A 20,277-nucleotide genomic window follows, 5' to 3' on the forward strand; every position below is an offset into this window, starting at 1 on the left:
TCGGGCAACGTTTCGGAGTCTGCGGCGATTAGCTCTACCGGCCCGGTGATCGAGGCCATGGATATGGCGGAAGTCAACCAAGTGGTCGAGTCGATCAATTCCTATCTGCAATCGACCCGGCGTGCGCTGGAATTCAGCGTGGATGACAGTACGGGCCGTATGGTGATTACGGTGATGGACGGAGAGCGCGAGGAAGTGATTCGCCAGATCCCGCCGGAGGCGGTGCTGGCGCTGGTGGAGCAGTTCCAGAGCGAGCAGGAGCTGGGCGGAACGGGTCTGGTGGACAAGGCCTGAGGGCTGTCGTTACGCCTTGGAGCGTGATGTTTTGTTGAGCCGGACCCGGCAGCGGGTCCGGCTTTTTTCGTTTCGTGGATGACGGAAACAGCTACGGAACCCCGGACAGCCCTTGCTGTCACGCCGGCCGAAGCGCAGCGTAGAGCCGGGGTTTCCCACGGACGGGGTTTCCCCGACTGCCGTGCTACCGTCGAGCGGTGGAGATCCCGGACAACGGCTTCGCCGTTTCCGGGATGACGGGGCTGGGGCGCGGGGATGCTGGTGGCAGGTTCGAGTGGGGGATTGGTGCCAGATTGTGGAGATTGCTTCGGTTCGCTCGCAATGACCGGGTTTTGTGGGGCGGCCAGCTAGGGGGTGGCATGCCCTTTTTGAGGCGGTTTTCCTGCGGTGGGCTCAAGATTTGAGCTAGGCTGTCGTATAAGTAGTTATATGCGTATGTATGAGGTTCCTTGACCGGACCTCGAGGAGTGGAAAGGCCATGGCAATCAGTTCACTGGGGATCGGCTCGGGCCTGGATCTCAACCAGATCGTTGGCGACCTGGTCAACGCGGAACGAATTCCCAAGGAAACCCGTTTCAACCAGCGCGAACAGCGTATCGAGGCGCAGATCTCGGCCTACGGGAACCTGACCAGCGCGATTGATCAGGTCGGTGGCATGCTGTCGCAGCTGTCCGGGTTCGAACTGTCGCAGAATGCGTCGGTCTCCAATCGCGATGTGGCACGAGTGACCGCGGACGGCACGGCCGCAAACGGGACTTTCTCGCTGGAGGTTAACCAGCTTGCTCAGGCCCAGACCCTGGCCTCGGCCGCGGGCGACTTCGCGGACGCGGACGCTGAGGTGGGTGCCGGGCAGTTGGCTATTCAGGTGGGCGATGGCGATGCCTTCACGGTCAACGTGCAGGAAGGCGACACGCTGCGCGACGTTCGCAACGCAATCAACGAAGCAGAGGGCGGCGTCACGGCCTCGATTGTGAATGACGGAGATGGGGCACGCCTGGTGCTGACTGCGAATTCGACCGGCGCAGCCAATACCATCAGCGTTACGGCAACGGAGGATCCCGCAGGTAGCGGATTGGCACGTCTCGATGATGCGAACCTGGTACAGACTCGGGCGGCACAGGATGCCGAGGCAGTGATCAACGGCCTGACGGTAACCAGTACGACGAATACCCTCGAGGACACGGTCGAAGGGCTGTCGATCGAGCTTCGGGGCACCTCCGATTCACCGGTGACAGTCACGGTGAGTGAAGATCAGGGGGCGTTGCAGCGCACGCTCGAGGGCTTCATCGAGGCGTACAACGGCCTGATCGGGCAAACGCGCAATCTGACAGCCTACAACGCCGAGGAGCAGGAGGCTTCAGTGCTGACAGGCGACAGCACGGTACGCGGCATTCGTAGCCGGCTGGGGAATGCTCTGGTGGAGCCGGCGCAAATCACGGATGTGAATGCGCGTACGCTGGCATCGCTGGGGGTTGTCTCGAACCGGGACGGGACCCTCGGTTTCGACAGCGACCGCTTCAACCAGGCACTCGAGAACGATGGTTTCGACAATGTTGCGGCTGTGGTCCGGGAAATCGGCGAGCGCATGGAAAATGTAACCAGCAGTTTTACCGGTCCCGATGGTTTGATTGGTGTACGAACTGAAGGTCTGCAAAGTGATCTGGAGAGAATCAGTCAGCAGCGGATGGATCTGAATGTGCGCTTGGAGCAGTTGGAGGCTCGCCTGGTACGCCAGTTCTCGCGTATGGACAGCACCATCGCGCAGTTGCAAGGGACCAGTGAATTTCTGATGGGGCAACTGGCAAACATGCCATTGGCTCAGAATAACTCTCGATGATGGACGTTGCGTTCAAGCGTAAAGATAACGGAGACCATGGGATGTACGGACCGGGCACAAATCGAGCGGTGAACCAGTATCGGCAATCGGGTGCACTGGCTGAAGCGCAGGTGGCAGACCCGCACCGGCTGATCCAGATGCTTTTCGAAGGTGCCTTGGAACGGATCGCTGTGGCGAAGGGCGCCGTGCAGCAAGGTAATGTCGGTCTGAAGGGCGAGAAGATCGGCAAGGCAATCGATATTGTCGAGTCCCTGCGGGCGTTATTGGACCACGACAAAAATCCGGAGCTCGCAGGGCGCCTGGATGCGTTGTACGAGTACATGAGCCGCCGCCTGCTGGAGGCGAATGCCCAGAACGACCCGGCTGCACTGGACGAGGTGGCCAAGCTGCTGCGCGAGATCAAGGCGGGCTGGGACGACATCCCGGCCGACCAGCGCCGGGCAGGCTAGGGGAAGGCCTTGCATGGCACCTTGCGCGGTTTTTGAGTCCGGCCTTTGCCCATGACCGGTCCCGCCACTTCGAACAGCGAGGTCGGCTCGGAAGCCACGCTCGAGGATGCCGTCGAGGCGATCCGCGCCCATATGGCGCGCGCGGTGGCCGAAGAGGACTGGGAAGAGCTCCAGGAGCTGGATCGGCAGGCGCGCAGCCTGGTAGAGCGGGCCTTCGGCCCGGAGCCGGTGCCGCTCCGCGATGACTCCGGGGCGGCTCTGCGCGCCGCGCTCGAGGAGCTTGGCCGCTTCTACGAAAGTTCGGTACAGGAGCTGGCCCAGCGCCGTACCGAGGTCGCGCAACAAATCCGCGAACTGAAATCCGGTCGCAAGGGCACCAGCGCCTACGAGACCACCCGTCGCCATTCCATGCGCACCGGTCCGGGGCAGCCCGAGGGTTAGGCCCGCAGCCCGTGCCGCATCTCCTACACCCTCTGGTGGCCCTGGACCTGTAGGAGCCGAGCCCTCTCGGCGATGCGGCGCTGGACAGGCCCGCATCGCCGAGAGGGCTCGGCTCCTACAGGTCTACGTGGGGGCAGTGGGCGGGAGGCGGCGGACGGTCTGGACGCTGCTGAGGGACTGGAGGCGGTCGAAGAGGTTGCTGAGTTCGCCGAGGTCGCTGTATTCGGCCTCCAGTTCCATGCGCACGCTGCGGTCCTCGCGGTTGGTCTGGGTGTTCACGCGCAACAGGTTGATGCCGCATTCGGAGAAGGCATTGCCGACCTCGCCGAGCAGGCCGGGGCGGTCGTGGGCGTCCACCTCCAGGGTGATGGCCTCGCGCTCCGGTTCTTCGCCCCAGGAGACGGGGATCAGGCGGCCCCGTTTTTCCTCCGGCAGGTGCAGGATGTTCACGCAGTCGCTGCGGTGGACGGAGACGCCCGCGCCACGGGTGATGAAGCCGATGATCGGGTCGCCGGGCTGCGGGTCGCAGCAGCGTGCGCGCGTCGTCAGCAGGCCGCCGACGCCGCGGATCTTGATGTCGTCTTCTCTCGCTTCGCCGTCGTGGCGGCGCGGGCGCTGGGGCGCCGGCTGCGCGGCGGGTTGTTCCCGACCGCGTGTCTCGCGCATCTGCTGGGAGATGCGCCCGGCGATCTGCGCGGTGGTGATGTCCCCCGCGCCCAGCGCAACCAGCAGCTCGTCGAAGGTCTGGTACTTCATGGCCTCGGCCAGGGCGCTGCGGTTGAGGTCCTGGCCGCAGCCCAGGCGCTGGCACTCGCGGTCGAACAGGTGTTTGCCGGTAGCCTGGTGTTCCTCCTGGTGCTGCTGCCGGAACCAGGTGCGGACCTTGGAGCGCGCGCGGGCGGTGTTGAGATAGCCAAGATTGGGGTTGAGCCAGTCGCGGCTGGGGCCGCCTTCCCGGGTGGTCAGGACCTCGACGCGCTCGCCGGACTTCAGCTTGTAGGTGAGCGGGACGATGTGGCCGTCCACCTTGGCCCCGCGGCAGCGGTGGCCGACCTCGGTGTGGACGGCGTAGGCGAAATCCAGCGGGGTGGCGCCCAGGGACAGGTCCAGCACCTCGCCCTGGGGCGTGAGCACGAACACGCGCTGGTGCAGCGGCTCGCTCTGGATCTCGTCGAGCAGGTTCTGGTCGTTGTTGTCGGCGGCCTCCAGCAGTTGGCGCAGGTTGTTGATCGCACGGTTGAGGGCCTGGTCCTCGCGCCCCCCTTCCTTGTAGCGCCAGTGGGCGGCGACCCCGAGCTCGGCGAAGTCGTCCATCTCGCGGGTGCGGATCTGCACCTCCACGACCTTGCCCTCCGGTCCGACCACGGCGGTGTGCAGGGACTGGTAGCCGTTGTCCTTGGGGTTGGCGATGTAGTCGTCGAATTCGCTGGGCAGGTGGCGCCAGTCGTTGTGGACGATGCCGAGCACGGTGTAGCAGGTGGCCAGTTGATCCACGATCACCCGGGTGGCGCGCAGGTCGTACAGCTCGGAGATCGAGGTACGCTTGCGCTGCATCTTCTTCCAGATGCTGTAGATGTGTTTGGGACGGCCGAAGACCCGGGCCTCGATGCCGTCGGCCTGCAGACGTTTCTTCAGCGTCTCCGCGAAGGCCTCGACATAGGTTTCTCGTTCCGTGCGGTTTTCCTCAAGGCCTTTCGCGATCTCGCGGTAGGTCTCCGGTTCCAGGATGCGCAGCGCGAGGTCTTCCATCTCCCACTTGAGCTGGCCGACGCCCAGGCGGTTGGCCAGCGGCGCGATGACGTCCAGGGTCTCCTGGGCCAGGGCGCGTGCACTGTCATCCGGCTCACGCACCAGCAGGCGCAGGTGCTGCACACGGAACGCCAGCTTGATCAGCACGGCGCGCACGTCGTCGACCATGGCCATCAGCATGCGGCGCAGGCGTTCGGCCTGTTCCGGACGCCCGGCCGGGGCCTCGAAGCGGCGGCGGACCAGCGCCGCGACGTTGGTTGTGAGCCGGGCGATGGCCGCACCAAAACGCTGCTCGAGCTGGGCCGGTTTGAGCAGGTCCGCCAGATACACGGGCACGAGCAGGGTCGCGATCAGCGTCTGCCGATCGACGTTGAGGTGGCGCAGGATCTCCGCCACATCCATCGGGTGGGACTCGAGACCGGCGGCATCGACGGCTTCCAGGGCGCGATCCAGCGCCTCGGCCAGCTGCAGGCCGGTGGCGTCGTCCAGGGGCTGGTTGCCCGCGAAGTGGCGCAGCAGCGCGTCGCGGTCGAGACCCTGCAGGTCGGTGTTGGTGAGGAGCGAATGGCGCATGGGGCAGGGATGTTCCAGCGAAACCGTTCGGGGCATTGTACCGGTCCGCGCGGGCCGGCGAGAGGCTTGCGTGAGGCGAGATCGGGGGTCAGGATCGGGGTATGGTTAACCTGTTCAAGATCCTGGCACTCGCGGGGTTGGGTTATGTCCTGTTTACGGGGCTGATCTTCCTCACCCAGGACCGCTTGATCTACATGCCCTCCGGCAACGTGACCAGTACACCGGAGCGCATCGGGCTGGCCTACGAGGACATCGAGCTGGTAACGGAGGACGGGGTGCGGCTGCATGGCTGGTTTGTGCCAGGGCCAGACGGCGATACCCCCGTGCTGCTGTTTCTGCATGGCAATGCCGGCAATATCGGCCACCGGCTGCATTCGCTGCAGCAGTTCCATGAGCTGGGCCTGGCGGTCCTGATCATCGACTACCGCGGGTATGGGCGCAGCGCGGGGCGCCCGGACGAGGCGGGCACCTATGCGGACGCCCGCGCGGCCTGGCAGTACCTGACGGAGGATCGCGCGATTCCGCCGGAGGCGATCGTGGTGTTCGGGCGGTCGCTGGGCGCCGCGGTCGCAGCGGAGCTGGCCACCGGCGTGGAGCCAGCGGCGGTGATCCTGGAATCGGCTTTCACGTCGGCCGCCGACCTCGGGGCCCGGCACTATCCGTGGCTTCCGGTCCGGACCCTGCTGCGCCACGAGTATGACACGCTGGGCCGAATCGAGGCGATCACGGCGCCGATTCTCCTTGCCCACAGCCGGGACGACGAGATTGTGCCGTTCGAGCATACGGAACGTCTGTATGCGGCCGCCGGTGATGCGCGCTTGCTGGAAATGGAGGGCGGGCATAACGATGCCTTTCTCGCCACTGGACAGGCCTACCGCGACGGTCTCCAAGCCTTTCTGCGGGACGCGGGTGTCCGGGTCGGCGACAAGCCGTAAGAGGGCGTCCACGGAAATCCCGCGATTCCGGCTGTCTGGAAAGGCCGTGTCTCCTCCGCGGGACATTGGTAGACTGCGCCGCTGTCCCGGCCGGAATGGATGCCTTGGGAGACCTGTCTCCCGCTGCCACGGAATGATCGAACCCGCTGAAAAAACGCCGTTGACCGTCACGTACTGCCATGAAGGGGACCCGGCCTGTGCTGCGGCGCCCGTGGTGATCCGCTTTGGCGGATCCAGTGGCGTCGAACGCGGGGCCGGGCGCCTGGATATCCGCGTAGGCCTGGAACCGCTCGCCGGCGTTTCCGGGCGGGTGGAGTGCTGGTCCCTGCCGGATGGCGCCGCCGGGGAGACCGGCGTCGAAGGGGCGCTGACGTACCTGCGCAGCGATGAGTGCCTGGTGGGGTGCTGGAGCGCGCCGCTGGACGCCTCCGGAGACCCCGATCCGGTGACGGAACGCGCCTATCGGGAGATCCTGGCGGGCTGCCGGGCACTGGGCTTCGAGTACCTGGTGCGGGTCTGGAACTATCTCCCCGCCATCAATGATCCGGTCGCTGGACAGGAGCGCTATCGGGGCTTCTGCAGCGGGCGGGCGCGAGTCTTCGAGGCGTTACCGGCCTACGAGCGGATCCTGCCGGCAGCGACCGCGATTGGCACGCACTCCGACGGATTGCTGATCTACTTCATTGCCACGCGCGAGGCCGCGGCCCGGATCGAGAATCCGCGCCAGGTCAGCGCCTACCGCTACCCGCGCCAGTACGGTCCGCGCAGTCCCTCGTTCGCCCGTGCCAGCCTGTGGCAGTCGGGGCCGCGGGCCGCCGAACTGTTCATCTCGGGCACCGCGAGTATCGTGGGCCATGAAAGCCGGCATGTCGGGGACCTGGGGGCGCAGATCGACGAGAGCCTGCGTAACATCGGGGTGTTGCTGGAACAGGCCGCGACGCACCACCCGGTCCGCGCCGATGCCCCGCGGGAGCTGTCGGCGCTGAAGGTCTACCTGCGGCGTGCCGCCGACGCGCCGGCCGCCGAGGCGCATCTGCGAGAACGCCTGGGCCAGGATGTACCCTGGCTGTTGCTGCACGGCGATATCTGCCGTGAGGAATTGCTGGTGGAGATCGAGGGACTGTACTCGGAACGTCTGGCGGAGACGCTCGCGATACCATAACGGATTGATGCCGGGCCGGACGGGCTGCCGCGAGAGGGTGGTCACCGGTCCCTTGCCAGGGGAGAACACGCAATGCAGCCGACCACCAAGAAGCCGCACCCGGTCCTGAAGGACTACTACGGCGACGAGGCGAGCCGCCGCGCCTACGTCGACGACCTGTTTGACCGGACCGCTCCTTATTACGACCGTATCCTGCGGGTCGGCTTCTTTGGGACCGGCCAGTCGTATCGCCGCTTCGTTCTGAAGAAGTCGGGTCTTGCCGCCGGGATGAACGTGCTTGACGTCGCCACGGGGACCGGCCCGGTCGCGGAGGAGATCCGCAAGGTGGTGGGGGACGATCACCTGACCTGCGTCGATCCGAGCCGCGGGATGATGGATATCGCCCGGACCAAGATGGATGCCACCTTTATCCAGAGTCTGGGCGAGCAGATGCCGTTGCCGGACCAGGAGTTCGACCGGCTGTACATGGGGTACGGGCTGCGCCACGTGCGCGACCTGCACGAGTTGTTCAGCGAGTATTTCCGCGTGCTGAAGCCGGGCGGGCGCTGCACGATCCTGGAGGTCTCGCGGCCGCGGACCAAGCGGCAGTTCGCCCTGGCCCGGTTCTACTTCCGTGATTTCGTGCCGTTTGTCGGCAAGGTGCTGACCCGCGATCCGGACGGGCACCTGCTGATGCGGTATTTCTGGGACACGATCGACCAGTGCGTGCCCCCGGAGGAGATCCAGGAAACCCTGCGCGCGGTCGGCTTCGAGGACGTGCAGCGCGATGTGCAGCTGGGCGTGTTCAGTGCCTATATGGCGACGCGCCCGGCCGAGTAGATCGCCTCGTGGCCCGGCTGAAGGTGAAGGTGGCCCCGGGCAGCAAGCGCAACGCCATTGCCGGCTGGATGGGCGACACCCTCAAGCTGCAGGTTCAGGCCCCGCCCGAGAAGGGTCGTGCCAACGAGGCCGTGATCGCGCTGCTTGCCTCGGAGCTGGGTTGTCCGAAATCGGCGATCCGGGTGGTGGCGGGCGCCACCTCGCGTAGCAAGACCGTGTTGGTGGAGGGCTGGGACGAGCCTGACTTGCGCACCGCGCTATCCTGATGATTCATGCTTGTGATGGGCCCGTACCGCGCGTGGCCCCCTGTGAAGGGAACTACGGATGAACCGCCTGACCCTGACCCGACCGGATGACTGGCACCTGCACCTGCGCGACGGCGACGTCCTCGCGTCGGTGCTGCCGGATACCGCGCGCCGTTTCCATCGCGCGATCATCATGCCCAACCTGAAGCCGCCGGTGACCACGGTGGAGGCCGCGGCTGACTACCGCGACCGCATCCTGGCGGCGCTGCCGGAGGAGGCGGACTTCGAGCCGCTGATGACGCTGTATCTTACCGAGGGCACGACCCCGGGGATGATCGACGCGGCGAAGGCCTCCGGGTTCATCCACGGGGTCAAGCTGTACCCGGCCGGCGCCACGACCAATGCGGCCAGCGGGGTCACCGATATCCGCCGCTGCTATCCGGTGTTCGAGGCCATGCAGCGGGTGGACCTGCCCCTGTTGATCCACGGCGAGGTAACCGACCCCGACGTGGATATCTTCGACCGCGAGGCGGTGTTCATCGAACGCCATCTGGAACCGCTGATCCGCGATTTTCCCGAGCTGCGCGTGGTGCTAGAGCACATCACGACCGAATCGGCTGTGCAGTTCATCCAGGACGGTCCGGCGAATGTCGCCTCCACGATCACGCCCCAGCATTTGCTCTATAACCGTAATGCGCTGTTTGCCGGCGGCATGCGGCCACACCACTTCTGCCTGCCGATCCTGAAGCGGGAACGTCACCGCAAGGCCCTGGTGGAGGCCGCTACCAGCGGCAATCCGCGGTTCTTCCTGGGGACGGACAGTGCCCCGCATCCGCGTCACGCGAAGGAGTCGGCCTGCGGCTGTGCCGGGATCTATTCGGCACACGCGGCGATCGAGCTGTATGCGGAGGCCTTCGCGGCGGCGGATGCGCTGGAGCGGCTCGAGGGCTTTGCCAGTCACTTCGGGCCGGATTTCTACAAGCTGCCCCGCAATACGGATACGCTGACGCTGGAGCGCTCGCCGTGGACGGTGCCCGAAGCGGTGCTGTTCGGGCATGACCCGGGTGTACCCCTGCGTGCGGGCGAGACCATTGCCTGGCAGCTGGCTCAATAAACGCGCGCGCCGAACCCGGCACCACGGGTGCGGTCTGCAGGGTAGTAGACAATGGACAGGATGAGGACACCGGCATGACGGAACCCAACGTGCAACGCGGAACCCTGTGGTTCTGGATGGCCATCAGTCTCGGGGTGGCGTTGCTGATTATCGCGCTCGGTGTCAGGCTGGAGCCCGCCGGTGCCGCGATCCTGCGTGCCCCACTCAGTTCGCCGGCGGCCGGCGCGCTCGGGTTTGGCCTGCTGATGGTCTGGGCGGCCTACGCCTATGCGCTGTCCGCCGGGCGTGCCGCGGGCAGCCAGGAAATGGGGGTGGTGATCCTCAATCTCGGTCTGCCGGTGGCCCTGATCCTGCTGTGGGGGGCCGAGCTGAACGCGCTGGCGTTCTTTGTGGCGATCGGGTGGACGCTGACCCTGGGCGGAATGGCCATGCGCCTGTTTCGGCGCGAGGCCCTGGCCGGGGTGATGATGCTGCCGATCATTGGCGTGAGCCTTACGGGGATCCTGCTGTCGCTGACCCTCTGGGTCGTGCCGGCCGCCACGGGCGGGGCCTGACCGCGGCGGGCCCGCTGCCTACACGGCCCGATGCATCGGGTCGGGAATGGGCAACGATTCGGGCTCGCCCCGGGCGTGCGCGAAGAAGGCATCCGCGTCCATGGGGCGGGCGAACAGGTAGCCCTGAAAACGCAGGTCGCCATGGGTTGCCAGCCACTGGTACTGGGCGTCCGTCTCGACCCCCTCCGCGACCAGCTGTAGCCGAAACTGCCGGGCGATATCGCAGATGGTGCGTACCATGGCCTGGTCGTCGGCGTCGTGATCCACCTGACGGACAAAGCTCCGGTCGATCTTGAGCTCGTCGAAGGGCAGGCGCTTGAGATAGCTGAGAGAGGAAAAGCCCGTCCCGAAGTCGTCCATGGAGAAGCGCAGGCCCATCTGGCGCAGGGCCTGCATGATGTGGATGACGCGGTCGGTATCCTCGGCCACCACGTGTTCGGTGATCTCCAGGGTGATGCGGTGGGCGTGCTCGCGGCCCAGGTAGCGGCCGATCAGCTCCTGCATGCGATGCACGAAGTTCAGGTGGACCAGCTGGCGCGGACTGATGTTGATGGCCAGCTGTTCCAGGTGAAACCCGGCGCGATCCCACTCGCGCAAGGCCTGGAAGGCGCGCGCAATGACCGCATCCCCCAGCTCGCTGATGAACCCGGTCTGTTCGGCGATGGGGATGAACTCCGCCGGTGACACCGGCCCCAGTTCGGCGCTGTTCCAGCGGATCAGGCTCTCCGCGCTGCGGACGCGTCCGGTCGCGTCGATCTGCGGCTGGAACAGTACCTCGATCTCCCGGTGCTGCAGTGCGAAGTGCAGGCAGCGCTCGATCTGCAGGTGTCGCTCCACTGCGCGCGAGAGTTCGTCGCTGAAGACGACCACCCCGTCGCGTCCACGGTCCTTGACCTCGTACATGGCGATATCCGCCTCGCGCACCAGTTGATGCGAGTCGACGGGGTGATCCGGCTCGATCAGGCGGATGCCAATGCTGGCGCTTACGTGCAGGTGATGGCTGCGGATGAGGTAGGGCGTCTTGACCACCTGCAGCAGGGAGCGCGCTAGGCGGCGGGCGGCGCGTTCGCAGGTCGCGCGGTCTTCCTTGCCGGGGGCGACGATGACGAACTCGTCGCCGCCCAGCCGGGCGAGGTGGTGGCCCGGGGGAAGGGCATTGGCAAAGTCCCGGGTGACAGACTTGAGCAGTTCGTCCCCGATGTCATGCCCCAGCAGGTCGTTCACGGTCTTGAAGTGATCCAGGTCGATCAGCAGCAGGAACGAGTGCTGGCGGTGATGCTGCAGTACCTCCAGGCTCTCCTCGAGGTGTTCGATGAAGGCCGCGCGGTTGTTCAGCCCGGTCAGGGCGTCATGCGAGGCCTGGTGCAGGCTGTCGCGCAGCAGTCCGAAGCTGCTGCTGGCCGCGTAGTAGAGCACCAGGGCCAGGGTGGCCGAGAAGGCGGCCAGCACGTAGCCGTACCAGTCGCCGATCAGCAGAAAATAGATCGCCAGCGGTGCGATCATGGCCGGGATCAACGGACGGAACACCCAAGGGGCGGGATAGAGCAGGGCCGCCACCACGGTGGTGGCGCCGATCTGGGTGAAGATGGCGATGTAGTGGAGGTTCTGCGAATCCAGTCGGACGAAGACCAGGAAGATCACGGTCCACAACGCCAGGTAGAGATACAGAAAGAGGGTGAGCCGGATGCGCCAGCGGATGCGTTGCTCGGGAGCCAGCGGCGACCGGTGGTAGCGCCAGTACAGCTGCAGGCCCCACAGCGAGGCAGCGGCCATAATGGCGTACCAGGACACGGCCGTGGTGAAGGCGCCGTGCAGGGCCCCGAGCAGGATATAACCCAGGCCAGGGAGCAGGGACAATGCCACCAGGACCGGGATCTGCCGGGTCAGGTAATTGTCGAAACGGGGATCGGCGCGCAGCGCCTCGCGCGCGGGTGCGAGGGATCGCACTCCGGACACCGACGGGTTGTCTCGCGGGGTGAGGGCCATCGGGGTCCGTACGGCGGGTTTCGGGAAAGGCACGGACCTTACGGCAAAGGGGTCCGGCGCTCAACAGACGGATTCAGGCCCCGGATAACGGGCGTCATTGACGGGACACGGGATGCTGCTGACCGAGGCACAAATCGAGGCGCAACTGGCCGATGCGGTGCGGCGCGGGGAATTCGACAATCTCCCGGGAGCGGGTCAGCCACTGGAACTGGATGACGACAGCGCGGTGCCCGAGGAACTGCGCATGGCCTACCGGGTGATGAAGAACGCCGGTTACGTCCCCGAGGCGGTGCAGATCCGTGGCGAGATTGCTTCGGTTGAGGCGCTGCTGCAGGCGGCCGACGGCGAGGCCTCGCGCCAGCACGCCGCGCGGCGCCTGCGCCTGTTGCTGGATCGCCTGAACCGCAGTGGCGAGGGCCGGGGGATGGTCTCGGAGTCCGGGTATTTTCGCCAGCTGTGCGAACGCATGGACGGCCCGGCCCGATGAAGCCGGTGCAGGGCCCGATGAGGGGGCGTGGCGCGACCCTCGACCCGGGTGCGCGTTTCGAGCCGACCCGGAGCGAACCCTTCGACGACGGCTGGGAAGGGGATGGCGAGGCCCCGCCGCCGCTGCGCACGGAGGTGACGGTCGAGCGGCCCCGCCGGGTGCTGTCGTGGAACCAGTCGCCGGATGTGCCCTTCGAGCTCTCTTTGAACCCCTATCGCGGCTGCGAGCACGGCTGCTCCTACTGCTTTGCGCGGCCGGCGCATGCCTATGTGGGGCTGTCGCCTGGGCTCGATTTCGAGAGCCGCCTGTTCGCCAAGGTGGGCGCGGCGGAGTGCCTGCGGCGCGAGCTTGCGCGTCCGTCCCACAGGGTCACGCCCCTGGCCCTGGGCATCAATACGGATGCCTACCAGCCGGTCGAGCGGGAATGGCGGATTACGCGGGAGTTGCTGGAGGTGCTGTCCGAGACCGGGCACCCGGTGTCCATCGTGACCAAGTCGGCCCTGGTGGAACGGGATCTGGACCTGCTGGGGCCGATGGCCGAGCGCGGGCTGGTCCAGGTCGCCGTCTCGGTGACCACGCTGGATCGCACGCTGTCGCGCCATCTGGAGCCGCGTGCGGCGGCTCCGCAGCGGCGGCTGGAGACGATCGAACGGCTCACGGCGGCGGGTGTCCCGGTGAGCCTGCTGGTGGCGCCACTGATCCCCGTGCTGACGGATGGCGAACTGGAGTCCTTGCTGGACGCGGGCGCGGCGGCCGGGGCAGTGGCGGCCGGCTACGTCCTGCTCCGCCTCCCGCGCGAGGTGGCGCCGCTGTTCGAGGACTGGTTGCGCCATCACCACCCGCTCAAGGCGGAGCACATCCTGCAACGGCTGCGCGAGGCGCACGGCGGCAAGCTCTACGACTCGACCTTTGGCCATCGCATGCGCGGGGCCGGGGCCTATGCCGAACTGCTGCGCCAGCGCTTCCGGCTCGCCCGCCGGCGTGCGGGGCTGGCCGGGCGCCTGGTGGAGCTGGACTGCAGCCAGTTCGTGCCGCCGCAACGGCCGGGAAGCGCCCGGGACGCGGGGCAGCTCGACCTGTTCTGAGCGAAGGGGTAACAACCGGAGTGATTGCACGCCGTGCGGGAGACCGAGCCACGACTCCAGAGGCAGCGCGATCCGCACCCGAGGGATGGCGCGGCAAGGTGCCCGGGGACAGGCGATCTGGTTTACAGTGGGACGATGCCCGAGACCTCCGCAACCCAAGCCGATCCCGCCGCCTGGTGGCGGCGTCGAGCGCTCCCTGCCGGTCAGCATGGTCGCTGGTCCATTGGGCCGCTGGACCTGTGGCTGGCGCATGGCCATCAGGAGTGGCAACTGGTGCTGGAACGCCCGCGCGATTCCGCCGATGCCACGCTGACGATCGATGTACCCAGCCGCGACCCCTTTCCCGAGGGTGCGAAGGATCTGCTGCGTTTCGCCGGATCTCCGGCCGATACCGCGCCCGAACTGCGGGTGGCCCTGGCGGACCGGCCGATGGTGAGCCGTCCGCAGGACCCTTTCTACGTGCCGTCTCAGGGGGAGGTCACGCTGTATCTGAGTACGCCGGCCTGGGTGCAGCTGTATCTGGGTGCGGCACGGGTGCAGGAATTCCCAGTCTACACCCCGTCCGATACCTGGTTCGGCCCGAATACCGTGAACGGTGAACTGTGCTATGCCACGCGCACCCAGGCGCGGCTGGACCTGGCCGACGTGCCGGAACGGCCGCATCGCGTGGTCACCCCGCTGACCATTGCCAACAAGGCGGACGATGCGTTGTTCCTGGAGCGGGTGAACCTGCCGGTGCCGCGTTTGCCGGTCTACGCCGACGAGCACCACCGGCTGTGGACGCCGGCGGTGCGCCTGGAACGCGAGGAGGACCGGGACATGGCGGAAATGAAGATCGACTCCGGACCACCGGCCGTGGCGGGGGGCGCCACCCGGATCGCCGAGCCGCGCGAGGCCGGCGGACGGCACCTGATGGTGCGGGCATTCAGCGCGCTGTTTCAGTAGGGAGCCACGCACACCATGAATGAATGGCTACAAGCGGCCGAGGCCTTCGTGACCAGCGAGGCGTTCCTCGCGGCCATCCGTGCGGCGATCTACCTGCTGGTGGGCCTGCTGGTGGCACGGCTGGTCTCGCGCGGGCTGGCGCGGATGCTGGAGGACAAGCTCGACGCCCAGCAGGTGATGCTGACACGGCGCATCAGCTTCTATGTGATTGTGCTGCTGGTGCTGGCCTCGGCCCTGCGCGAGCTGGGTTTCGACCTGACCGTGTTGCTGGGGGCAGCCGGCATCCTGACAGTGGCCCTGGGCTTTGCCTCGCAGACCTCGGCCTCCAACCTGATCTCCGGGCTGTTCCTGATCGGGGAGCGGCCGTTTTCCGTCGGGGACGTGATCAAGGTCGGGGATGCCACCGGCGAGGTGCTCTCGATCGATCCGCTGTCGGTCAAGCTGCGGACCTTCGACAACCTGATGGTCCGGGTGCCCAACGAGAGCCTGGTGAAATCGCAGCTGACCAATCTCACTCGCTTCCCGATCCGCCGGCTCGACATGCAGATCGGGGTGGCCTATCACACCGATCTCAAGCAGCTGCGGGACGTGCTGATGGGCGTGGCGGAGGGCAATCCGGTATGCCTGGAAGAGCCCAAGCCGCTGTTCATCTTCCTCGAATACGGGGACTCCGCGCTGAAGATCCAGTTCTCCGTCTGGGCCCGGCGGGAGAAATTCCTGGATCTGCGCAATTCCATGCACGAGGGCGTGAAGGCGGCTCTGGACGAGGCCGGCATCGAGATCCCGTTTCCGCAACGGACCCTGGGCAGTCTGGGCGGGCCGTTACCGGTGCGGATCGTGGATAACGTGTCCGATGCCGAGGCAGAAGCGCCCGCGGAGACGGGGGCGGGCGCGCGCGACTGATCGGCAGGGAGCGGCCGGGTGGCAGCTGCGCGGGCCGCGGAGAACGGCTTCAGTCCAGACGCAGGTCGGCCCAGACCGGGTCGTGGTCCGAGGCGCGCCAGGGGCCGTCGGCGGGGGCGGGTCCGTCGAAGCCCAGGAAGCGAGGTTCGTCCGCGTTGACCGGCCAGGTCGCGCCGCCCTGGACCCGCGCACGGAGCGCCTCGGGGCCCAGCAGGTAGTCCAGTTGCCCGGCCTGGCCCCGAAAGACGTAGGTATAGGCGGTCGCGGGGTCGTCATGCACGAGGTCGCGCTTCCCCGCCGCGCGCAGGGTGCGCATGGGGTCTTCGGCGGCGTGGGCGTTCAGGTCCCCGAGGATCAGCACGGGGGTGTCGGCAAAGTCGCCGCGGCGCTGTTCGCGTAGCCACTCCACCAGACGCTCGGCCTGTGCGGTGCGTCGCTGGTTCCAGCAGCCCTGGCCGCGGTCGACATCGCCCGACTCGGGACACCCGCTCTTGGCCTTGAAGTGCACGACGACGGCGCCGAAACGCTGGTCGGAACCGGCGGTTTCGAACCAGCCCAGCAGCGGCGGCCGGTGGTGGACCGCGTCGCGATCCGCCGCCGCTGCGACCAGGCGCAGGCGATCGGGCCGGTAGAGGAGCCCGACCTTGATGGCATCGTCGCCCGGCGCCGGGTGGGCGACGGCCGCGTAGTCCCCGCGCTCGGTCTGCCGAGCATTCAGGCGGCTCACCAGCGCCGTGCGGGCCCGGGCCGCATTCTCCAGTTCCACCGCGCCGAGCAGGTCCGCATCCAGCGCATGGAGCAGGGCGTCCAGCTTGGCCGTCTGGCGTTCGCGCTCTGCCCGGTTCCGGGCACCGCGCTCGCCCAGTGTGACGAAATCGTTCTCCAGGTTGGCCGTGGCGATGCGCAGGTGGTGTGCATCGGGCTCCGGTACCTGGCTGGGACGCTCGCCACCGGACCATTCAACCGTCTCGGTGGGATGGATGCGATACCCACCAAAGGCCTGGGTCAGGATGCCGGTCAGGTCCTCGGTGCGGCTGCCCACACGGCGGGTTCCCTGCTCGTCGAGATAGGGGGGCGGGTCGGGGTTCGCGCGGTAGCTGCCGTCATCCAGTTCGATCTGGCGCGCCGCGTGCCGCGTGGCCCCCGGCGTTCCGGTCTGGTTGGGGTGAATCAGCCGGCCGCCGGCAGCCAGCGTCAGGCTGCCGTAGCGGCCCAGGTCGTGGTTGGCGGTGACGGTCAGTTCCTGTGCCAGACGCACGCGCTGGTCGAGATGCTCGCTCAGGCGGTCGGCATCGTCGGGCAAGCGCAGCGCGACCGGGTCCGGAAGCGCTTCGGGTCCGCAGGTCTCCAGGTGCGTCAGGCGCGAGACCTGCGGCCGTCCGCGGTGGCGGCTGAAGGCGCCCTGGACTTGCAGGCGCTGCCCGACCCCAATCGGGTCCTGGCGCGGGGCGTACACGAAGAGGCCGGTGGCTTCGGCCCCGGATCCCTGCTGCAGATAGAACCCGCCGAGCTGATCGGGCCCCATGAAACTCCCGGTCACGACGCCTTCCACGACCACGGATTCGCCCTCGGCGATAGCCCCGGCGCGGAGTTCGGACAGGGGTGTACGCTCGGTGCCGGGATCGGGGCAGACCGACCGGGCCTGGGCCGATTCGAAAGCCAGCAGGCCCACTACAGCCGCGACCAGCCAGCTGGCGGGTGTGGCGATCAGGCCAGGTTTGCGGGCGCGTGGTGCGGGGTTCAGCCAATCCATGGCCGAAGGATAATGCGGTTCAGGCGCTCTTGCTGGGGTTCAGCAGCTCGTAGAGGTAGTCCGGGGCCTGGGTCACGTCGGCGATGGTGTAGCGATCGAGTACGGCGAGGAAGGCATCGCGGGCATCGTTCAGCACGCCGCGCAACTGGCATCCGGGCAGGATCGGGCAGACCGGGTTCTCGCAGTCGACGACGTTGAGGTTCGGCTCCATGTCGCGGATGACGCTGCCCACGTTGATCTCGCCCGGTTCGCAGGCGAGCGAAATTCCGCCCCCCTTGCCGCGCCGGGTGATGATGTAGCCTTTCTGGCCGAGCTGATGGACGATCTTGACCAGGTGGTTGCGCGGGATCGTGAACTGCTCGGAGATGTCGCTGACGGTGACGCGCTGGCCGCTGGGCTGAACGGTGAGATACATCAGGACGCGCAGGGAGAAATCGGTATAACGGGTGAGTTGCATAGGAAGGTTCGTCGGTTCGCGGTGTCTGGAGGATATGCTTGAACGTATATTTCAAGGAACCTTAATCGGTCCGGACCTCCGTCACAAGCAGGCGCGTTGCGCTGACGTGAACGGCGCGTCCATGACGCTTTACAGGTTTGGGCCGGTCGGCCGTTAAAGTGAGCAGTACGTCACACCAGAATCGACATTATCCAGGGGGATGCAATGGAGCAGGGAAACGGGTGGCTGAGCGGCCTCTCGCTGGCGGGGCGCTTCTCGCTCGCGCTGAGCGGAATCGTCGGGGTGTTCTTCCTGATCGCGGCCGCGGCGGTGTTCTGGCACACGGCGACCCTGAAGGGCGGCATGGAGAGCACGCTGGCCGGGGTGATGGAACGTCACCCGACCACGCCGGCTCTCGAAAGCGATGTGGCTGCCGCGGTGGATCGCCTGCTGGATCTCGCCGCCTGGCAGGTCAACGCGATGATGCTGGGTGTGGCCGTCGGGGTGGTCGTGGTGGTGTATTTCCTGTTCGTCCTGATGATCCGGCGGCGCCTGGCGGCATTGTCCACGCAGTTCCGTGCGGTTTCGGAAGGCGAGGGTGATCTGCGCCAGCGCATCGAGGCGCCCCGCAACGACGGCATCGATCGCCTGGCGCGGCTGTTCAACGCCTTCATCGAGCGTCTGCAGAAGATGGTCTCAGAGATGGTGGAACATGCGCGCGAACTGGGCGATTCCGTGGACACCCTGCATCGCGTGGCCGAAGAGACCAACCAGGAGGTCCGGCAACAGCAGGCCCGACTGGGCCAGGTCGCCACGGCGATGAACCAGATGACCGCCTCGGCCGAGGAGATTGCCCGCAACGCGCGGACTGCCTCGGAGGCCGCCGATCAGGCAGAAAGCGAGACCCGAACCGGCTCCGAGGTGGTCGAGACGACCGTGCGCACGATGCGCGAGCTGGCGAGCGAGATCGGCAGTGCCAACGAACAGGTCGCACACCTGCAGGCCGAGTCGGATCAGATCGGCTCGGTCCTGGATGTAATCCGCGGGATCGCCGAACAAACGAATCTGCTGGCACTGAACGCGGCGATCGAGGCGGCGCGGGCGGGTGAACAGGGCCGCGGGTTCGCTGTGGTGGCCGACGAGGTCCGCACGCTCGCGACGCGGACCCAGGACTCCACGACCGAGATCCAGGCCATGATCGAGCGTCTGCAGGCCGGGGCGCGCTCGGCGGTCGGTGCCATGGAGCGCAGCCGCGAGAAGGGCGAGACCGGGGTGGACGAGGCCGCCGGGGCCGGCGAGGCCTTGCAGGCCATCCGTTCGGCCGTCGAGCGTATCCGGGACCTCAACAACGAGATCTCCGGGGCCGTGTCGCAGCAGGCGGAGGTCGCACGCGAGGTCGACGGGACCCTCACCGAGGTCAGTCAGGGCGCAGAGGTCACGGCGGGTAACGCCGAGGCTACCGCCAGCGAGACCGATGCCCTGGTCGGGCGAATCGAGCGGTTGCGAGGGCTGACGGTCCAGTTCCGCGTGTAATCGGCGTTTCCTTAACCTTGCGACGCCGGTTCCGGCGCCCCGCCGGCGATTTTCGTATACTGCGGCCCGCCCTGAGAAGACGGAGCCGCTCCTGCAATGACAGTCTGGGTCGCCACCCTGCTCGGGATCGTGCAGGGCATCTTTATGTTTCTGCCGGTCAGCTCGACTGCGCATCTGGTTCTGACCCAGCACTGGCTCATTCGGCAGGGCGAGCCGCTGCCACCACCGGAAAGCCCGGAGATGATCCTGTTCGACCTGGTGGTGCATGTGGGCACGCTGGTCTCGATCGTCTTTGTGTTCCGCAAGAGCCTGACCCGCCTGAGCGGGGGTATTGCCCGCGAGAGCTGGCAGTGGGCCTCCGCGCGTGGGTCAGCGGGGCGCGAGATGCTGTTCCTGCGCCTGGCGCTCTTGTGCGGGCTTTCGGTGTTCGCGACGGCGGTGGTGGGATTCACCCTGAAAGCGGGATTCGAACAGGTATTCGCCCACCCGACGCTGATCGCCGGCACGCTCAGCCTCACGGGTGTGCTGCTCTGGTGGACGGACCGACTGCAAAGGCGCCCGCTGGGGCTGCGCCAGTTGAGTCCGAAGATCGCCACCATCATCGGCGTTGCCCAGGGCTTTGCGCTGATCCCCGGGCTCTCGCGCAGTGGCATGACCATCGTGTTTGCCCTGTTTACCGGGCTCAAGCGGCGCTGGGCCGCGGAGTACAGCTTCTTCCTCGCAATCCCCACCATCCTCGCGGCGACCGCTGTGCAGTCCCTGGATGTCCTGAACGGCAACGGGCTCGGTGAGCTTAACTGGACGGCACTGGTGGTCGGGTTCGTGGTATCCGCCCTTGTGGGCATCGTGTCCCTGAAGATGGTCCTGTTCTTCCTGTACCGCGCCAATCTCAAGGTCTTCTCGTTCTACCTCTGGGCGCTCGCGCTGCTGGTCCTGTTCGGTTTCCTCGACGTGGACATCATGTACGGGAAATAAGG

General features: G+C 66.8%; 20 protein-coding genes. 16 read left to right on the plus strand and 4 right to left on the minus strand.

What is annotated here, in order from left to right:
- Positions 1-57 precede the first annotated feature (57 nt).
- From F572_RS0101065 to F572_RS0101080, 4 genes are all read left to right on the plus strand, one after another.
- On the plus strand, positions 58-294 hold the full coding sequence (locus F572_RS0101065) for a flagellar protein FlaG (protein WP_026142855.1): 237 nt from the start codon (positions 58-60) through the stop codon (positions 292-294).
- Positions 295-772: 478 nt separating this feature from the next.
- The gene (gene fliD, locus F572_RS0101070; RefSeq protein WP_017940680.1) at positions 773-2,131 is read left to right on the plus strand and encodes a flagellar filament capping protein FliD; all 1,359 of its coding nucleotides are present in this window, start codon (positions 773-775) and stop codon (positions 2,129-2,131) included.
- A gap of 41 nt (positions 2,132-2,172) precedes the next feature.
- Positions 2,173-2,580 carry a flagellar export chaperone FliS gene (fliS, locus tag F572_RS0101075; protein ID WP_017940681.1) on the plus strand — a complete coding sequence of 136 codons (408 nt, stop codon included), beginning with the start codon at positions 2,173-2,175 and terminating at the stop codon, positions 2,578-2,580.
- Positions 2,581-2,631: 51 nt separating this feature from the next.
- Positions 2,632-3,021, plus strand: coding sequence for a flagellar protein FliT (locus F572_RS0101080; RefSeq protein ID WP_017940682.1), 390 nt, complete (start codon positions 2,632-2,634; stop codon positions 3,019-3,021).
- Between the two features lie 123 nt (positions 3,022-3,144).
- Here F572_RS0101080 and F572_RS0101085 read toward each other — a convergent pair whose 3' ends face one another.
- Positions 3,145-5,343, minus strand: coding sequence for a bifunctional (p)ppGpp synthetase/guanosine-3',5'-bis(diphosphate) 3'-pyrophosphohydrolase (locus tag F572_RS0101085; protein WP_017940683.1), 2,199 nt, complete (start codon positions 5,341-5,343; stop codon positions 3,145-3,147).
- A 101-nt stretch (positions 5,344-5,444) separates the two neighbouring features.
- On the opposite strand from F572_RS0101085, the gene F572_RS0101090 reads away from it, so the two are divergent.
- The 6 genes from F572_RS0101090 to F572_RS0101115 all read left to right on the plus strand — a co-directional run bounded on the left by F572_RS0101090 (position 5,445) and on the right by F572_RS0101115 (position 10,172).
- On the plus strand, positions 5,445-6,278 hold the full coding sequence (locus F572_RS0101090) for an alpha/beta hydrolase (RefSeq protein WP_017940684.1): 834 nt from the start codon (positions 5,445-5,447) through the stop codon (positions 6,276-6,278).
- A 133-nt stretch (positions 6,279-6,411) separates the two neighbouring features.
- Entirely contained in the window at positions 6,412-7,440 is a 1,029-nt protein-coding gene (locus F572_RS0101095; RefSeq protein ID WP_026142894.1) for a hypothetical protein, read from the plus strand.
- Positions 7,441-7,512: 72 nt separating this feature from the next.
- On the plus strand, positions 7,513-8,259 hold the full coding sequence (locus F572_RS0101100) for a class I SAM-dependent methyltransferase (RefSeq protein ID WP_017940686.1): 747 nt from the start codon (positions 7,513-7,515) through the stop codon (positions 8,257-8,259).
- Positions 8,260-8,267: 8 nt separating this feature from the next.
- A complete protein-coding gene (locus F572_RS0101105; RefSeq protein ID WP_017940687.1) occupies positions 8,268-8,525 on the plus strand; it encodes a DUF167 domain-containing protein in 258 nt (85 codons plus the stop codon).
- A 58-nt stretch (positions 8,526-8,583) separates the two neighbouring features.
- Positions 8,584-9,618 carry a dihydroorotase gene (gene pyrC, locus F572_RS0101110; protein WP_017940688.1) on the plus strand — a complete coding sequence of 345 codons (1,035 nt, stop codon included), beginning with the start codon at positions 8,584-8,586 and terminating at the stop codon, positions 9,616-9,618.
- A 74-nt stretch (positions 9,619-9,692) separates the two neighbouring features.
- Positions 9,693-10,172, plus strand: coding sequence for a hypothetical protein (locus F572_RS0101115; RefSeq protein ID WP_017940689.1), 480 nt, complete (start codon positions 9,693-9,695; stop codon positions 10,170-10,172).
- Positions 10,173-10,190: 18 nt separating this feature from the next.
- Here F572_RS0101115 and F572_RS0101120 read toward each other — a convergent pair whose 3' ends face one another.
- Positions 10,191-12,158, minus strand: a complete 1,968-nt coding sequence (locus tag F572_RS0101120; protein ID WP_017940690.1) for a bifunctional diguanylate cyclase/phosphodiesterase — start codon at positions 12,156-12,158, stop codon at positions 10,191-10,193.
- Positions 12,159-12,270: 112 nt separating this feature from the next.
- Here F572_RS0101120 and F572_RS0101125 point away from each other — a divergent pair, with 112 nt between their 5' ends.
- The 4 genes from F572_RS0101125 to F572_RS0101140 all read left to right on the plus strand — a co-directional run bounded on the left by F572_RS0101125 (position 12,271) and on the right by F572_RS0101140 (position 15,578).
- Entirely contained in the window at positions 12,271-12,645 is a 375-nt protein-coding gene (locus tag F572_RS0101125) for a DUF1992 domain-containing protein (RefSeq protein ID WP_017940691.1), read from the plus strand.
- Positions 12,642-13,730: a PA0069 family radical SAM protein gene (locus F572_RS0101130; protein ID WP_017940692.1), complete on the plus strand. Its 1,089-nt coding sequence runs from the start codon at positions 12,642-12,644 to the stop codon at positions 13,728-13,730. Before F572_RS0101125 ends, F572_RS0101130 begins: the two co-directional genes overlap by 4 nt.
- Before the next feature lie 135 nt (positions 13,731-13,865).
- Positions 13,866-14,675, plus strand: coding sequence for a hypothetical protein (locus F572_RS0101135; RefSeq protein WP_017940693.1), 810 nt, complete (start codon positions 13,866-13,868; stop codon positions 14,673-14,675).
- Positions 14,676-14,690: 15 nt separating this feature from the next.
- Complete coding sequence (locus tag F572_RS0101140) at positions 14,691-15,578, plus strand: mechanosensitive ion channel family protein (RefSeq protein WP_017940694.1); 888 nt, start codon at positions 14,691-14,693, stop codon at positions 15,576-15,578.
- 49 nt (positions 15,579-15,627) lie between these two features.
- Here F572_RS0101140 and F572_RS0101145 read toward each other — a convergent pair whose 3' ends face one another.
- Together F572_RS0101145 and F572_RS0101150 are read right to left on the minus strand one after the other, a co-directional pair.
- A complete protein-coding gene (locus F572_RS0101145) occupies positions 15,628-17,331 on the minus strand; it encodes an ExeM/NucH family extracellular endonuclease (RefSeq protein ID WP_017940695.1) in 1,704 nt (567 codons plus the stop codon).
- Between the two features lie 19 nt (positions 17,332-17,350).
- Positions 17,351-17,788, minus strand: coding sequence for an Rrf2 family transcriptional regulator (locus F572_RS0101150; RefSeq protein WP_017940696.1), 438 nt, complete (start codon positions 17,786-17,788; stop codon positions 17,351-17,353).
- A gap of 204 nt (positions 17,789-17,992) precedes the next feature.
- On the opposite strand from F572_RS0101150, the gene F572_RS0101155 reads away from it, so the two are divergent.
- Together F572_RS0101155 and F572_RS0101160 are read left to right on the plus strand one after the other, a co-directional pair.
- Positions 17,993-19,300, plus strand: coding sequence for a methyl-accepting chemotaxis protein (locus tag F572_RS0101155; RefSeq protein WP_017940697.1), 1,308 nt, complete (start codon positions 17,993-17,995; stop codon positions 19,298-19,300).
- Positions 19,301-19,396: 96 nt separating this feature from the next.
- Positions 19,397-20,275, plus strand: coding sequence for an undecaprenyl-diphosphate phosphatase (locus F572_RS0101160; protein ID WP_017940698.1), 879 nt, complete (start codon positions 19,397-19,399; stop codon positions 20,273-20,275).
- Positions 20,276-20,277 lie beyond the last annotated feature (2 nt).

Source organism: Thioalkalivibrio sp. ALE14 (genome assembly GCF_000376845.1).
Taxonomy (GTDB): Bacteria; Pseudomonadota; Gammaproteobacteria; order Ectothiorhodospirales; family Ectothiorhodospiraceae; genus Thioalkalivibrio.

Excerpts from the sequence above, each read along its gene's own strand:
- F572_RS0101065 (WP_026142855.1), top strand. The coding sequence starts at position 58 with ATGGATATGGCGGAAGTCAACCAAGTGGTCGAGTCGATCAATTCCTAT.
- fliD (WP_017940680.1), top strand. The coding sequence starts at position 773 with ATGGCAATCAGTTCACTGGGGATCGGCTCGGGCCTGGATCTCAACCAG.
- fliS (WP_017940681.1), top strand. The coding sequence starts at position 2,173 with ATGTACGGACCGGGCACAAATCGAGCGGTGAACCAGTATCGGCAATCG.
- F572_RS0101080 (WP_017940682.1), top strand. The coding sequence starts at position 2,632 with ATGACCGGTCCCGCCACTTCGAACAGCGAGGTCGGCTCGGAAGCCACG.
- F572_RS0101085 (WP_017940683.1), bottom strand. The coding sequence starts at position 5,343 with ATGCGCCATTCGCTCCTCACCAACACCGACCTGCAGGGTCTCGACCGC.
- F572_RS0101090 (WP_017940684.1), top strand. The coding sequence starts at position 5,445 with ATGGTTAACCTGTTCAAGATCCTGGCACTCGCGGGGTTGGGTTATGTC.
- F572_RS0101095 (WP_026142894.1), top strand. The coding sequence starts at position 6,412 with ATGATCGAACCCGCTGAAAAAACGCCGTTGACCGTCACGTACTGCCAT.
- F572_RS0101100 (WP_017940686.1), top strand. The coding sequence starts at position 7,513 with ATGCAGCCGACCACCAAGAAGCCGCACCCGGTCCTGAAGGACTACTAC.
- pyrC (WP_017940688.1), top strand. The coding sequence starts at position 8,584 with ATGAACCGCCTGACCCTGACCCGACCGGATGACTGGCACCTGCACCTG.
- F572_RS0101115 (WP_017940689.1), top strand. The coding sequence starts at position 9,693 with ATGACGGAACCCAACGTGCAACGCGGAACCCTGTGGTTCTGGATGGCC.
- F572_RS0101120 (WP_017940690.1), bottom strand. The coding sequence starts at position 12,158 with ATGGCCCTCACCCCGCGAGACAACCCGTCGGTGTCCGGAGTGCGATCC.
- F572_RS0101125 (WP_017940691.1), top strand. The coding sequence starts at position 12,271 with ATGCTGCTGACCGAGGCACAAATCGAGGCGCAACTGGCCGATGCGGTG.
- F572_RS0101130 (WP_017940692.1), top strand. The coding sequence starts at position 12,642 with ATGAAGCCGGTGCAGGGCCCGATGAGGGGGCGTGGCGCGACCCTCGAC.
- F572_RS0101135 (WP_017940693.1), top strand. The coding sequence starts at position 13,866 with ATGCCCGAGACCTCCGCAACCCAAGCCGATCCCGCCGCCTGGTGGCGG.
- F572_RS0101140 (WP_017940694.1), top strand. The coding sequence starts at position 14,691 with ATGAATGAATGGCTACAAGCGGCCGAGGCCTTCGTGACCAGCGAGGCG.
- F572_RS0101145 (WP_017940695.1), bottom strand. The coding sequence starts at position 17,331 with ATGGATTGGCTGAACCCCGCACCACGCGCCCGCAAACCTGGCCTGATC.
- F572_RS0101150 (WP_017940696.1), bottom strand. The coding sequence starts at position 17,788 with ATGCAACTCACCCGTTATACCGATTTCTCCCTGCGCGTCCTGATGTAT.
- F572_RS0101155 (WP_017940697.1), top strand. The coding sequence starts at position 17,993 with ATGGAGCAGGGAAACGGGTGGCTGAGCGGCCTCTCGCTGGCGGGGCGC.
- F572_RS0101160 (WP_017940698.1), top strand. The coding sequence starts at position 19,397 with ATGACAGTCTGGGTCGCCACCCTGCTCGGGATCGTGCAGGGCATCTTT.